Origin of the sequence: Bradyrhizobium diazoefficiens, assembly GCF_016616885.1 — a bacterium.
GTDB lineage: Bacteria > Pseudomonadota > Alphaproteobacteria > Rhizobiales > Xanthobacteraceae > Bradyrhizobium > Bradyrhizobium diazoefficiens_F.
Window position 1 is genome coordinate 3,597,764 of the sequence record NZ_CP067102.1, and the last position, 13,260, is coordinate 3,611,023.

Sequence of the window (13,260 nt, forward strand, 5' to 3'; positions counted from 1 at the left end):
AAGGAAGAGGGGCGTATCGCGATCGTCACGAACGCGGGTCGGACGGCGGTGGACGTGGGTCATATCGGCGCGAAGGGATTTGCAGGGCGGGCGACCGTGAGCAAAGCCGTCGCGCGCACGACCGGTGTGATCCGTGTACGGCGAAATCGTGTGGTCCTGACGCCCGGGGTCTGTGCGTCAAGGCTCGTGGTGATGCGTGTGGCTCAACCGGGCCCTCGTGTCAGTCATCTGCGAGACGACGGGGGCAATAGTGCATCGCTCCCCGGGGAGAGCACGACATAAGCCGTTCCAACCATCCGCGCAGGGAAGGCCGGGATGCCTCCGGCTGCCCTGTTACCCGCTGTGCAGTGTAGCGCAATCTACTCATGGCATAGCGGTCGATGGGAGCCAGCCGGCTCCCGGCCTTCCCTGCGCCCTCTTTCAATGGAGGGTGAGGCATTGAAGCAAAGCTCGGGCGAAATGCGCCGCGAGGATGCGAACTCATGTCGATATTTCAAAGACGGTCTCGTGCCCCGGACGCAGCGCAGCAGCGCAAGGACGCTGCAGCGCGTCCGGGACACGAGAGCGCCTGTGCTAAACCGGCTTCCCCGCATATGGCATCGAGGCCGTCAGGCCGCCGTCCACCGGGAACGCCTGGCCGTTCACATACGACGCCTCGTCGCTGGCCAGAAACAATCCCATCGCCGCGAGCTCGTGCGGCTGGCCGGGACGCTTCAAGGGGTTGAGCTGGCCGATCTTGTCGGCGGTGCCGCGCTCCTTGGCGCGGTCGAAGATCGGCTTGGTCATGCCGGTTTCGATCAGGCCCGGGCACACCGCGTTGATGCGTACGCCGGTGCCGGTGAGCGAATAGGCGGTGGTCTGCACGAGCGAAATCACGCCGGCCTTGCTCGCGGCATAGGGATGTCCGCTGGCGCCCGCCTTGAGGCCTGCAACCGACGCGGTGAGCACGATCGCGCCGGACTGCTGCTTCACCATGTGCGGCATCGCATGCTTCACCGCGAGGAACGGTCCGATCAGATTGACGCGCAGCACTTCCTGCCACTGTTCGACGGTCTGCTCGCCGAGCGGAACGAGCCCGCCGGAGACGCCGGCATTGGCCCAGATCACGTCGAGCCGGCCGTGCGTCTTCACCGCCTTGTCGATCACGGCCATCACGTCTTTCTCGGAGCCAGCATCCGCCAGCATCGCTTCCGCAACGCCGCCGGCCTTCTTCACCTCGTCGACGGTCTCCTTCACCGCCTCGGTGCGATCGACCGCGATCAGCCTGGCGCCTTCTTTGGTGAACAGCAGCGCAGCCGCGCGGCCGATGCCGCTGCCGGCGCCGGTGATGATGACGGATTTGCCTTGCAGACGGCCCATGCGTTTCTCCTCCCTTTGGTGTGCCGCGTGACGCTTGCCGCGCGACGGAATTTCAAACAGAATTTCAAACGGTAAAGTGTCTTGAGACACGTTCGCACCTGACGTACAGCGACATCACACGGGATGGAAGAGGCTCATGGTAACCGCAGACAAGCCGAATGTGGTCACGACACGCTGGTGGTGGGTTCGTCATGCGCCGGTGCGCAATGACGGCGGCAACATCTACGGACAGAGCGATCTCGCCTGCGACATCAGCGACACTTACGTGTTCAACGCTGTTGCCAAGGTGCTGCCACGCAAGGCGGTCTGGTATTCGAGCAATCTGATGCGCACGCATCAGACGGCCGAAGCGATCTGGGAGGCGGGTTACCCGCGTCCTGCGTCGATGAAATGGGAAGCGGATCTCGCCGAGCAAAATCTCGGCCGCTGGCAGGGCATGAACCGCGCCGAGTTCATCGCCAGCCGTCCAATCGGCTCGAGCTGGTTTGCCGACATCAACGAGCCCGCGCCGGGCGGCGAAAGTTTTATGGATCTCTACAACCGCACGCGCCGCACGGTCGAGCGGATCAACAATGAGGCAGCCGGACAGGACGTGATCGCGGTCGCGCATGGCGGCACCATCAAGGCGGCGATCGGTCTCGCACTCGACGGCCAGGTGGAGCGGGCGTTGGCGTTCGACATCGACAATGTCTCGATCACGCGGCTCGACTGTTTTTCAAGCCCTGAGCGCTCCGTCTGGCGGCTGCCGATGGTGAACCAGCAGCCGTGGATCGCCGATGATGCGCATGCCGAGATGCATCAGCCGGCGGGGCCGGAAGTCAAGAAGCTCGCCTGAGACCGTTGTCCGCTCACGCGGACGCGGCGTAAGCTTCAAGCAATTCAAGTCATAATCTGGGAGAGAAACATGACCTTGTTCGACATGAAGGGCAAAGTTGCCGTCATCACCGGCTCGACGCGCGGCATCGGGCTTGCGATCGCTGAGCGCATGGCCGAGCACGGCGCCAAGGTCGTGATCTCCTCGCGCAAGGCCGATGTCTGCGAGGAAGTCGCCAAGGGCATCAACGACAAGTTCGGCAAGGGCACCGCGGTCGCGATCGCGGCGAATATCTCGTCGAAGGAAAATCTGCAAAACCTCGTCGACGAGAGCAACCGCGCCTTCGGCAAGATCGACGTGCTGGTCTGCAACGCCGCATCGAACCCGTATTACGGTCCGCTCGCCGGCATCTCAGACGATCAGTTCCGAAAAATTCTCGACAACAACATCGTCGCCAACAACTGGCTGATCTCGATGGTGGTGCCGCAGATGATCGAGCGCAAGGATGGCTCGGTTATCATCGTCTCCTCGATCGGCGGCCTCAAGGGGTCGACCATCCTCGGCGCCTACGCGATCTCGAAGGCCGCCGACATGCAGCTCGCGCGCAACCTGGCTTGCGAATACGGCAAGCACAACATCCGCGTGAACTGCATCGCGCCCGGCCTGATCAAGACCGATTTTGCGAAAGCGCTGTGGGACAATCCGGAGAATCTGAAAGCCTCGACGGCGCGCTCGCCGCTGCTCCGCATCGGCGTCCCCGACGAGATCGCAGGCGCCGCGGTGTTCCTGGGATCCGCGGCCGGCGACTTCATGACCGGCCAGACCATGGTGATCGACGGCGGCGCGACGATTAGCTGAGGCGATTGCGCGCGGTGTGGCACGCAGCTCGCCCATACACAGGTGTCATCCACAGGTGTCATCGCCCGCGAAGGCGGGCGATCCAGTATCCCAGAGGCCAGCGTTAGGGAATTCGATCTCACCACATCTGTCGCAGCGTACTGGATGCCCCTTCGCGGGGCATGACAGCGAGAATGTGGATGCAGGTCTGCCCTCAATCCACCGCCGCGTACACCAGATTCCGCACCAGTGTCCGCGTGAAATCACGTTGGCCCGGGCCCTGGCTCATGAACACCGTGAACAGATCCTCTTTCGGATCGATCCAGAAGAACGTCCCCGCAATGCCGCTCCAGAAATACTGGCCGACGCTGCCGGGGAAGGGCGCGATGCCGGCCTCGCGGCGCACGGCGAAGCCGAGGCCGAAACCGTGGCCGGGCGACAGCAGCGTACCGTTGGTGACGACGTGAGGCCCGAGGTGATCGGACGCCATCAGCTCCAGCGTCTTGCGGCCGATGATCCTGTTGCCATGGAGGGTGCCACCATTGCGCAGCATCAGCGCGAAGCGGGCGTAGTCCATCGTGGTTGAGACGAGACCGCCGCCGCCGGACTCCATGACCGGCTGCTCCAGCATGTTGAAGAGCGCGACCTTGTCGCCGGTCCAGGGATCGGCTTCGAACGGCTGGGCGAGCCGACCGGCGTTGGCCTCGGAGGTCGAGAATCCGGTCTCGGTCATCTGTAGCGGCGCGAGGATACGTTCCGTGAGGAAGCTGCCGAGCGATTTGCCGCTGATGATTTCGATGATGCGGCCGAGGATGTCGGTGGAGCGGCTGTAGTTGAACTCGTCGCCGGGGTGGCAGACGAGCGGGAAGCTCGCCACCAACGCCGCATGCTCGGCACTGGTGATCTTGCGGCTGCGGACGCGGGACTCCTGGTAGAGCTTGTGCACGGGGCCGTCGCCCTGGTGCTCGTAGGTGAGGCCCGAGGTGTGACGCAGCAGGTCCTGCACCGTCATCGGCCGCTTCGGCGGAACCAGCTTCAGCGTGTCGCCGCTGACCACGCCGACCTTCTGGTTGGCGAACTCCGGAATGAATTTCGCGACGGGATCGCCGAGGAGGAGGTGGCCGTCCTCGACCAGCGCCATGATGCCAACCGAGACGATGGGCTTGGTCATCGAGAAGATCCGGAAGATCGACTCAAGCGCCATCGGCGTCGAGCCCGTCGGGCTCTGCTTGCCGAGCGCCTCGAACCAGCCGACCTGGCCGCGGCGGGCCACCAGCACGGTCACGCCGGGCACGGTTCCTTTGTCGATCTCGCGCTTGAAGGCATCCGACATCGCCTGGAGGCGGGGCCGCGACAGACCCAGCGTTTCCGGCTTAGCCTCGGGGAGAGGCCGTGTTTTCAGCGCGGTCGCGGCTGTGGCGGTCATGTTCACTCCCGGGGCCCATGATTGTCGGGAACGAACTCTGGCCCGGAAGCCACGGTACAAACAAGCGAAGCCAGCGCGCTTCACCCTTGCAATTGAGCCGTCCCCTGTGCTTGAAAGCGCCCCTGATCCGCGGCAACGCAGGGTCCGTAGGAGTGTAGCTCAATTGGTAGAGCACCGGTCTCCAAAACCGGGGGTCGCAGGTTCGAGCCCTGCCACTCCTGCCAGCTAATCCGGACAATCAGGATCGACAGGCAGGACGGCGGCGGGCCGAAAAGCTCGGACCGTGCATCATGCGGGGCCCATAAGCCCTTGATCCGCATCGCGTCCGCGAGCCGGGTCCACACGCATTCCGCCCCGCCACGCCTTGACCTTTGGCCCCATCCGCAGTATCTACCCGGCACTCGCAGCCGGCCCGTTAAACGCGGATTTCCGGCGCGGCTTTGAAATCCCCCGAACAATCGAGCCCGGTTTTCCGGCTCATCCTTCGAGACAGAGGGCTGGGCCACAGGCGGCTGTTCGGATCCCTGAAATCTTTAATCGCGTCTGGCGAAGGACGTTGGACCTCAAACGATGGCAGTCAGCCCGTTCAAGTTCTTGCAGGAAGTTCGCTCGGAGACCGCCAAGGTCACCTGGCCGACCCGTCGTGAGACCACGATCACCACCATCATGGTGTTCGTGATGGTCGCCGTGGCCTCGATCTTCTTCTTCGCCGCCGACCAGATCATCCGTTACCTCATCACCTTCCTTTTGGGCATTCACTGATGGCAACAGCAGCCGCTGCAACCCAATCGACCGACAAGCGCTGGTACATCGTCCACGCCTACTCGAACTTCGAGAAGAAGGTCGCCGAATCGATCCGCGAGCAGGCCAAGCAGCGCGGGCTCGAGGAGCTGTTCGAGCTGGTGCTGGTTCCGACCGAAAAGGTCACGGAAGTGCGCCGCGGCCGCAAGATCGACGCCGAGCGCAAGTTCTTCCCCGGCTACGTGCTGGTGAAGATGAAGCTGACCGACGAGGCGTTTCATCTGATCAAGAACACCCCGAAGGTCACGGGCTTCCTCGGCGCCGAGAACAAGCCGATGCCGATCTCGGAAGCCGAGGCCATGCGCATCCTGCACCAGGTGCAGGAAGGTGTGGAACGGCCGAAGGCTTCTGTGTCGTTCGAGATCGGCGAGAACGTGCGCGTGGCCGACGGACCGTTCGCCTCGTTCTCGGGTGTTGTCGAGGAAATCGACGAGGCGCGCTCGCGCGTGAAGGTCGCGGTGTCGATCTTCGGCCGCGCCACGCCGGTCGAACTGGAATTCGGTCAGGTCGAGAAGGTCTGATCGGGTCACGCGTGAAGCCGAAAGGCTTCCCGCAAAGAGAGGCCGTGGGAGGGAGGGGGCGGTTGCCAGCCGCATCCGACCCAGACCACGAACCTGAAACCGCCGGTCCAGGCCGGCACAACAGGAGTGATACATGGCAAAGAAAGTGACCGGATACCTGAAGCTTCAGGTCCCGGCCGGTGCGGCGAATCCTTCGCCCCCGATCGGTCCCGCGCTTGGTCAGCGCGGTCTCAACATCATGGAGTTCTGCAAGGCGTTCAACGCCCAGACCCAGAAGGAAGAGAAGAACACCCCGATTCCCGTCGTGATCACGATCTACGCCGATCGTTCGTTCACGTTCGAGATGAAGACCCCTCCGATGTCCTTCTTCCTCAAGCAGGCTGCAAAAATCCAGTCCGGCTCGAAGGCGCCGGGCCGTGACAAGGCCGGCAAGGTGACCAAGGAGCAGGTGCGCGAGATCGCCGAGAAGAAGATGAAGGATCTCAATTGCGACACTATCGAATCGGCCATGAAGATGGTCGAGGGCTCTGCCCGTTCGATGGGTCTGGAAGTGGCGGGGTAAGGGCTTATGGCAATCGGAAAGCGTTTGAACAAAGCCCGCGAAGGTGTTGACCGCGAAAAGCTTTACCCGCTCGCGGACGCCATCAAGATGGTCAAGGAACGCGCCAAGGCGAAGTTCGACGAGACCATCGAGGTCGCGATCAATCTCGGCGTCGATCCGCGTCACGCCGACCAGATGGTCCGCGGCGTCGTGACCCTGCCGAACGGCACCGGCCGTACGCTCCGCGTCGGCGTGTTCGCCCGTGGCGCCAAGGCTGATGAAGCCAAGGCTGCCGGTGCCGACGTCGTCGGCGCCGAAGACCTGGTCGAGAAGGTGCAGAACGGCTCGATCGATTTCGACCGCTGCATCGCCACTCCCGACATGATGCCGCTGGTCGGCCGTCTCGGTAAGGTGCTTGGCCCGCGCGGGCTGATGCCGAACCCGAAGATCGGCACCGTGACTATGGACGTCACCGGTGCGGTCAAGGGCGCCAAGGGCGGCTCGGTCGAGTTCCGCGTCGAGAAGGCCGGCATCCTGCAGGCCGGCGTCGGCAAGGCCTCGTTCTCCGAGGAGAAGCTGGTCGAGAACATCAAGGCTCTCGCCGATGCTGTCTCGAAGGCGAAGCCGGCTGGCTCCAAGGGCACCTACATCCAGCGCGTTGCGGTGTCCTCGACGATGGGCCCGGGCGTGAAGGTCGAGCCGGGTACCATTCTCGGCTAAGTCTGGAAATTGCACGAGGCGAGGGGCGGAATTGGGCAACCGATTCCGCCCTTCGTCGTTTGTGCAAGCCGCTACCTTGTGGGTCAAATCGGCCTGAATCGGCCCTTGTCAGGCCGCCTCAAGCCCCACCGGCAACGGATTGGAACTGGTGTGAATTTTGCTCTTGGCAAGCGGGCAGAGAGCGGTTAAAGAACCGCTTCCGGACGTGCCGGCCTTGGCTGGCGCGTCTGTGCACGCATTCCGAAAACCCGACACGCAGGAGATCATTCCTTTTCAGGACGTCCGTGAGGATTTGCCCGAAAAGGAAGGAAAATCCATCGGTTGGTGGGATGCGGGCAGAGGTCAGGCGGTTCGCCGGCTGGCCTTGTCCTGTCCAAGACTGCAGGCGCCTGCGGGAAATTTCGATTTCTCAATGGCTTAATCGCATGGCCTGCATAGACGGGTGAAGACCGGATTTCACTTCGCGTTCCACCTTAAGGTGGTCGCAGAATGGGTTTGGTTCGGACCTCGACACGCCGTGGGCTCCAACGAGCTCCCGGAGGGCAGGCTTTGAATTGTCGTCTCGCCCGGCGCGTGTCCGATGGGTTTTGACCCTGAGGTTCAGGTTTTGGGTGGGGCGATGGGTGCAACCCGGCGGTCCCGCTTTTCGCGATGACCGCCAACCGGAAAGAGCTTGCTGTGGAACGAGCGGCAAAAAAAGAAGCGGTCGAACAGCTCAATGGGGTCTTCAAGACCACGAGCGTCGCGGTCGTTGCTCAATATTCCGGCCTCACAGTTGCCCAGATGCAGAAGCTGCGCACGCAGATGAAGCAGGCTGGCGCCTCTGTGAAGGTCTCGAAGAACCGTCTCGCCAAAATTGCTCTTGAAGGCACTGACGTCGTTGCCATCGGCCCCATGCTGAAGGGACCGACCGTGATCGCCACTTCGAACGATCCGGTAGCGGCGCCAAAGGTCGCCGTCGAATTCGCCAAGGCGAACGAAAAGTTCGTCATCGTTGGCGGCTCGATGGGGAAGACCGTCCTGAATGTCGACGGCGTGAAGGCACTTGCCTCACTGCCGTCGCTTGATGAGCTGCGTGCCAAGATCGTCGGGCTGCTTGTGGCCCCGGCGACCAAGCTCGCTCAGCTCGCCAACGCGCCCGCGGGCAAGCTCGCGCGCGTCATCCAGGCTCATGCCTCAAAGGGCGAAGCGGCCTGACGCCCTTCGCAAAACTCAAACCCGAACCAGACTTACATTCAAGGAAACTGAACAATGGCTGACTTGCAGAAGATCGTTGACGACCTCTCGAGCCTCACCGTGCTCGAAGCTGCCGAACTCGCGAAGCTCCTCGAAGAGAAGTGGGGCGTTTCGGCTGCCGCGGCCGTCGCCGTGGCCGGCCCGGCTGGTGGTGGCGCTGCCGCCGCTCCGGCTGAAGAGAAGACCGAGTTCACGGTCGTTCTCGCCGCCGCCGGCGACAAGAAGATCGAGGTCATCAAGGAAGTCCGCGCCATCACCGGCCTGGGCCTGAAGGAAGCAAAGGACCTCGTCGAGGGCGCGCCGAAGCCTGTCAAGGAAGGCGTGAACAAGGACGAAGCCGAGAAGATCAAGGTCCAGCTTGAGAAGGCTGGCGCGAAGGTCGAGCTCAAGTAAGCAACGCTTGCTGACGAGGCCCCGGGCCGAGCCCCGGGGCCCTTGGTCCATCCCTCAAAAGGGTGGGCCGGATGCAAAAGGCGTGCGACGGATCGTCCCGACGCAGGCCGAACACGAAAATGTGTGGGGATTTGAGGGTGTGCCCCTCGAATCTCCACTATTGTCGCCCCATATCGGGTCGACAGCACGAAAGCGCGGTGGGCAGGGATGCCGGATTTCCCTGTAAGCCGTTGGGAGAGCAGGCTATTTCGGGCTTTTGCAGTCCGTGAAGACGATCGTTGTGACGGGCGGGCGTGCCTATGCGCCCCGCGCGTCGTTTTGCGTTTTGAAGGTCTGAAGAACAGATTCAGGACATGACGGCCTGAAACTGGATTTTCGGTTCCCCAAAACGGGTTCGAAAAATTCAACCCGGGGAGCGGTGGCAGCCGCGTCCTGGACGGCGCGCCCAGAGCGGGCGACGAAATGAGAGGCCACGATGGCGCAGCAGACATTCACCGGTCGCAAACGCGTTCGCAAGTTCTTCGGACACATCAAGGAAGTCGCCGAGATGCCGAACCTCATCGAGGTTCAGAAGGCGTCCTATGACCAGTTCCTGATGGTCGATGAACCCACGGGCGGTCGCCTCGACGAGGGCCTGCAGGCCGTATTCCGCTCGGTGTTCCCGATCTCGGACTTCTCGGGCACCTCGATGCTGGAATTCGTCCGCTACGAGTTCGAGCAGCCGAAGTATGACGTCGACGAGTGCCGCCAGCGCGGCATGACCTTCGCGGCTCCCCTCAAGGTGACGCTGCGCCTCATCGTGTTCGATATCGACGAGGAAACCGGCGCGAAGTCGGTCAAGGACATCAAGGAGCAGGACGTCTACATGGGCGACATTCCGCTCATGACGATGAACGGCACCTTCATCGTGAACGGCACCGAGCGCGTCATCGTCTCGCAGATGCACCGTTCGCCGGGCGTGTTCTTCGACCACGACAAGGGAAAGACCCATTCCTCGGGCAAGCTGCTGTTCGCGGCCCGCGTGATCCCGTATCGCGGCTCCTGGCTCGACATCGAGTTCGACGCCAAGGACATCGTTTATGCGCGTATCGACCGTCGCCGCAAGATTCCGGTGACGTCGCTGATGTTCGCCCTCGGCCTGGACGGCGAGGCGATCCTGTCCACGTTCTACAAGAAGATCCTCTACAAGCGGACCAAGGAAGGCTGGCGCGTTCCGTTCGACGCCAACCGTTTCCGCGGTTATTCGACCATCAACGACCTGATCGACGCCGACACCGGCAAGGTCGTGCTCGAGGCCGGCAAGAAGCTCACCGTGCGCGGTGCGCGTCAGATGCAGGAGAAGGGGCTCAAGGCGCTACGCCTGTCGGATGAGGAGCTCGTCGGCAACTATCTCGCCGAGGATCTCGTCAACCCGAAGACGGGTGAGATCCACGCCGAAGCCGGCGAGGAAATCACCGACAAGTCGATGAAGGCCCTCAACGAGCACGGCTACAAGGAACTGCCGCTGCTCGACATCGACCACGTCAATGTCGGCGCCTACATCCGCAACACGCTCTCGGCCGACAAGAACATGACGCGTGAAGACGCGCTGTTCGACATCTACCGCGTGATGCGTCCGGGCGAGCCGCCGACGCTGGATTCGGCGCAGGCGATGTTCCAGTCGCTGTTCTTCGACGCCGAGCGTTACGACCTCTCCGCGGTCGGCCGCGTCAAGATGAACATGCGCCTCGACCTCGATGCGCCCGACACCCAGCGCACCCTGCGCAAGGAGGACATCCTCTCCGTCATCAAGACGCTGGTGGACCTGCGCGACGGCAAGGGCGAGATCGACGACATCGACCATCTCGGCAACCGCCGTGTGCGCTCGGTCGGCGAGCTCATGGAGAACCAGTACCGCATCGGCCTCCTGCGCATGGAGCGCGCGATCAAGGAGCGCATGTCCTCGGTCGACATCGACACGGTCATGCCGCAGGACCTGATCAACGCGAAGCCGGCGGCTGCCGCCGTGCGCGAGTTCTTCGGCTCCTCGCAGCTCTCGCAGTTCATGGACCAGACCAATCCGCTGTCGGAGATCACCCACAAGCGCCGCCTGTCGGCACTTGGACCGGGCGGTCTGACCCGCGAGCGCGCCGGCTTCGAGGTGCGCGACGTGCATCCGACGCATTACGGCCGCATCTGCCCGATCGAGACGCCGGAAGGTCCGAACATCGGTCTGATCAACTCGCTCGCCACCTTCGCGCGCGTGAACAAGTACGGCTTCGTCGAGACGCCTTATCGCAAGGTGAAGGACGGCCGCGTCACCGACGAGGTCGTGTACCTTTCGGCGATGGAAGAGGGCCGCTACACGGTCGCGCAGGCCAACGTGCCGCTCGACCCGAAGGGCCGCTTCACCGAAGACCTGGTGGTCTGCCGTCACGCCGGCGAAGTCTTGCCGGTGACGCCGGACAAGGTCGACTACATGGACGTGTCGCCGAAGCAGCTGGTTTCGGTCGCCGCGGCCCTGATCCCGTTCCTCGAGAACGACGACGCCAACCGCGCGCTGATGGGCTCGAACATGCAGCGTCAGGCGGTGCCGCTGGTTCGCGCCGAGGCGCCGTTCGTCGGCACCGGCATGGAAGGCGTGGTTGCGCGTGACTCGGGTGCTGCGATCGCGGCGCGCCGTTCGGGCGTGATCGACCAGATCGACGCAACCCGCGTCGTCATCCGCGCCACCGAAGATCTCGATCCGACCAAGTCGGGCGTCGATATCTACAGGCTGATGAAGTACCAGCGCTCCAACCAGTCGACCTGCATCAACCAGCGTCCGCTGGTGAAGGTCGGCGACATCGTCAAGAAGGGCGACATCATCGCCGACGGTCCGTCGACCGATCTCGGCGAGCTCGCGCTCGGCCGCAACGTGCTGGTCGCGTTCATGCCGTGGAACGGCTACAACTTCGAAGACTCGATCCTGCTCTCCGAGCGGATCGTGAAGGAAGACGTATTCACCTCGATCCACATCGAGGAGTTCGAAGTGATGGCCCGCGACACCAAGCTCGGGCCTGAGGAAATCACCCGCGACATTCCGAACGTCTCGGAAGAAGCGCTGAAGAACCTCGACGAAGCCGGTATCGTCTACATCGGTGCGGAAGTGCGCGCCGGCGACATCCTGGTCGGCAAGATCACCCCGAAGGGCGAGAGCCCGATGACGCCGGAAGAAAAGCTTCTGCGCGCCATCTTCGGCGAAAAAGCCTCCGACGTTCGCGACACCTCGCTGCGCGTTCCCCCGGGCGTGCAGGGCACGATCGTGGAAGTCCGCGTGTTCAACCGTCACGGCGTCGACAAGGACGAGCGTGCGCTGGCGATCGAGCGGGAAGAGATCGAGCGTCTGGCCAAGGACCGCGACGACGAGCAGGCGATCCTGGACCGTAACGTCTACAACCGTCTTGCCGAGCTCCTCGAGGGACGGCAGGGCATTGCGGGCCCGAAGGGCTTCAAGAAGGACACCAAGATCACCCGCGCGGTGCTCGAGGAGTACCCGAAGTCGCAGTGGTGGCTGTTCGCGTCGCCGAACGACAAGCTGATGGCCGAGATCGAGGCCATGCGGAAGCAGTACGACGAATCGAAGAAGGGGCTCGAGCAGCGCTTCCTCGACAAGGTCGAGAAGCTTCAGCGCGGTGACGAATTGCCGCCCGGCGTGATGAAGATGGTCAAGGTCTTCGTCGCGGTGAAGCGCAAGATCCAGCCCGGCGACAAGATGGCCGGCCGCCACGGCAACAAGGGCGTGGTGTCGAAGATCGTGCCGATCGAGGACATGCCGTTCCTCGAAGACGGCACGCATGCCGACATCGTGCTCAATCCGCTCGGCGTGCCCTCGCGCATGAACGTCGGACAGATCCTCGAGACCCATCTCGGCTGGGCCTGTGCCGGCCTCGGCAAGCGTATCGGCCAGACGGTCGATGCCTACCTGTCGAAGCAGGACATCAAGCCGCTGAAGGAAACCTTGAAGAAGGTCTACGGCGAGGACGAGACGATCAAGACGCTCAACGACAACGAGCTGCTTGAACTCGGCCATAACCTCAGCCGCGGCGTGCCGATCGCGACGCCGGTGTTCGACGGTGCCAAGGAAGCCGACATCGAGGAGATGCTGAAGCTTGCCGGTCTCGACGCTTCGGGTCAGTCGACCGTCTATGACGGCCGCACCGGCGATGCCTTCGACCGCAAGGTGACGGTGGGCTACATCTACATGCTCAAGCTGCACCATCTCGTCGACGACAAGATCCATGCGCGTTCGATCGGTCCGTACTCGCTCGTCACCCAGCAGCCGCTGGGCGGCAAGGCGCAGTTCGGCGGCCAGCGTTTCGGCGAAATGGAGGTGTGGGCGCTCGAAGCTTATGGCGCGGCCTACACGCTCCAGGAAATGCTGACCGTGAAGTCGGACGACGTCGCCGGCCGTACCAAAGTGTACGAGGCGATCGTGCGTGGCGACGACACCTTCGAGGCCGGTATCCCGGAATCGTTCAACGTGCTGGTCAAGGAAATGCGCTCGCTCGGCCTCAACGTCGACCTGCACAATTCCAAGGTGGGCCCGGCGCCGACGTCGGAAGCGGCCGAGTAATTCGACCTTTCATGCCCG

General features: G+C 63.1%; 11 protein-coding genes and 1 tRNA gene. 10 read left to right on the forward strand and 2 right to left on the reverse strand.

Annotated features, from left to right (window positions below; genetic code table 11):
- Positions 1-573: 573 nt before the first annotated feature.
- On the reverse strand, positions 574-1,359 hold the full coding sequence (locus tag JJC00_RS16485) for an SDR family NAD(P)-dependent oxidoreductase (RefSeq protein WP_200473570.1): 786 nt from the start codon (positions 1,357-1,359) through the stop codon (positions 574-576).
- Between the two features lie 136 nt (positions 1,360-1,495).
- Here JJC00_RS16485 and JJC00_RS16490 point away from each other — a divergent pair, with 136 nt between their 5' ends.
- The gene (locus JJC00_RS16490; RefSeq protein WP_200473571.1) at positions 1,496-2,194 is read left to right on the forward strand and encodes a histidine phosphatase family protein; all 699 of its coding nucleotides are present in this window, start codon (positions 1,496-1,498) and stop codon (positions 2,192-2,194) included.
- A 69-nt stretch (positions 2,195-2,263) separates the two neighbouring features.
- A complete protein-coding gene (locus tag JJC00_RS16495) occupies positions 2,264-3,031 on the forward strand; it encodes an SDR family NAD(P)-dependent oxidoreductase (protein WP_200473572.1) in 768 nt (255 codons plus the stop codon).
- A 193-nt stretch (positions 3,032-3,224) separates the two neighbouring features.
- Here JJC00_RS16495 and JJC00_RS16500 read toward each other — a convergent pair whose 3' ends face one another.
- Entirely contained in the window at positions 3,225-4,436 is a 1,212-nt protein-coding gene (locus JJC00_RS16500) for a serine hydrolase domain-containing protein (protein WP_200473573.1), read from the reverse strand.
- A gap of 148 nt (positions 4,437-4,584) precedes the next feature.
- Between JJC00_RS16500 and JJC00_RS16505 the strand changes: the two genes are divergently transcribed.
- The 8 genes from JJC00_RS16505 to rpoB all read left to right on the forward strand — a co-directional run bounded on the left by JJC00_RS16505 (position 4,585) and on the right by rpoB (position 13,242).
- Positions 4,585-4,660 (forward strand) — tRNA-Trp (locus JJC00_RS16505).
- Positions 4,661-5,006: 346 nt separating this feature from the next.
- A complete protein-coding gene (gene secE / locus JJC00_RS16510) occupies positions 5,007-5,198 on the forward strand; it encodes a preprotein translocase subunit SecE (protein ID WP_007611620.1) in 192 nt (63 codons plus the stop codon).
- Entirely contained in the window at positions 5,198-5,758 is a 561-nt protein-coding gene (gene nusG, locus JJC00_RS16515) for a transcription termination/antitermination protein NusG (RefSeq protein ID WP_129268045.1), read from the forward strand. Before secE ends, nusG begins: the two co-directional genes overlap by 1 nt.
- A gap of 133 nt (positions 5,759-5,891) precedes the next feature.
- Complete coding sequence (rplK, locus tag JJC00_RS16520) at positions 5,892-6,320, forward strand: 50S ribosomal protein L11 (RefSeq protein ID WP_200473574.1); 429 nt, start codon at positions 5,892-5,894, stop codon at positions 6,318-6,320.
- Between the two features lie 6 nt (positions 6,321-6,326).
- Positions 6,327-7,019, forward strand: a complete 693-nt coding sequence (rplA, locus tag JJC00_RS16525; protein WP_014494487.1) for a 50S ribosomal protein L1 — start codon at positions 6,327-6,329, stop codon at positions 7,017-7,019.
- Positions 7,020-7,697: 678 nt separating this feature from the next.
- On the forward strand, positions 7,698-8,216 hold the full coding sequence (gene rplJ / locus JJC00_RS16530) for a 50S ribosomal protein L10 (RefSeq protein WP_200473575.1): 519 nt from the start codon (positions 7,698-7,700) through the stop codon (positions 8,214-8,216).
- Between the two features lie 54 nt (positions 8,217-8,270).
- Entirely contained in the window at positions 8,271-8,648 is a 378-nt protein-coding gene (gene rplL, locus JJC00_RS16535) for a 50S ribosomal protein L7/L12 (protein ID WP_028152883.1), read from the forward strand.
- Positions 8,649-9,123: 475 nt separating this feature from the next.
- Positions 9,124-13,242, forward strand: coding sequence for a DNA-directed RNA polymerase subunit beta (gene rpoB / locus JJC00_RS16540; RefSeq protein WP_200473576.1), 4,119 nt, complete (start codon positions 9,124-9,126; stop codon positions 13,240-13,242).
- The last annotated feature ends 18 nt before the right edge of the window (positions 13,243-13,260 follow it).

Bases quoted from the DNA above. Each gene is read 5' to 3' on its own strand.
- rplK (WP_200473574.1), top strand. From the start codon at position 5,892: ATGGCAAAGAAAGTGACCGGATACCTGAAGCTTCAGGTCCCGGCCGGT.
- rpoB (WP_200473576.1), top strand. From the start codon at position 9,124: ATGGCGCAGCAGACATTCACCGGTCGCAAACGCGTTCGCAAGTTCTTC.
- nusG (WP_129268045.1), top strand. From the start codon at position 5,198: ATGGCAACAGCAGCCGCTGCAACCCAATCGACCGACAAGCGCTGGTAC.
- rplL (WP_028152883.1), top strand. From the start codon at position 8,271: ATGGCTGACTTGCAGAAGATCGTTGACGACCTCTCGAGCCTCACCGTG.
- JJC00_RS16490 (WP_200473571.1), top strand. From the start codon at position 1,496: ATGGTAACCGCAGACAAGCCGAATGTGGTCACGACACGCTGGTGGTGG.
- JJC00_RS16485 (WP_200473570.1), bottom strand. From the start codon at position 1,359: ATGGGCCGTCTGCAAGGCAAATCCGTCATCATCACCGGCGCCGGCAGC.
- secE (WP_007611620.1), top strand. From the start codon at position 5,007: ATGGCAGTCAGCCCGTTCAAGTTCTTGCAGGAAGTTCGCTCGGAGACC.
- JJC00_RS16500 (WP_200473573.1), bottom strand. From the start codon at position 4,436: ATGACCGCCACAGCCGCGACCGCGCTGAAAACACGGCCTCTCCCCGAG.
- JJC00_RS16495 (WP_200473572.1), top strand. From the start codon at position 2,264: ATGACCTTGTTCGACATGAAGGGCAAAGTTGCCGTCATCACCGGCTCG.
- rplA (WP_014494487.1), top strand. From the start codon at position 6,327: ATGGCAATCGGAAAGCGTTTGAACAAAGCCCGCGAAGGTGTTGACCGC.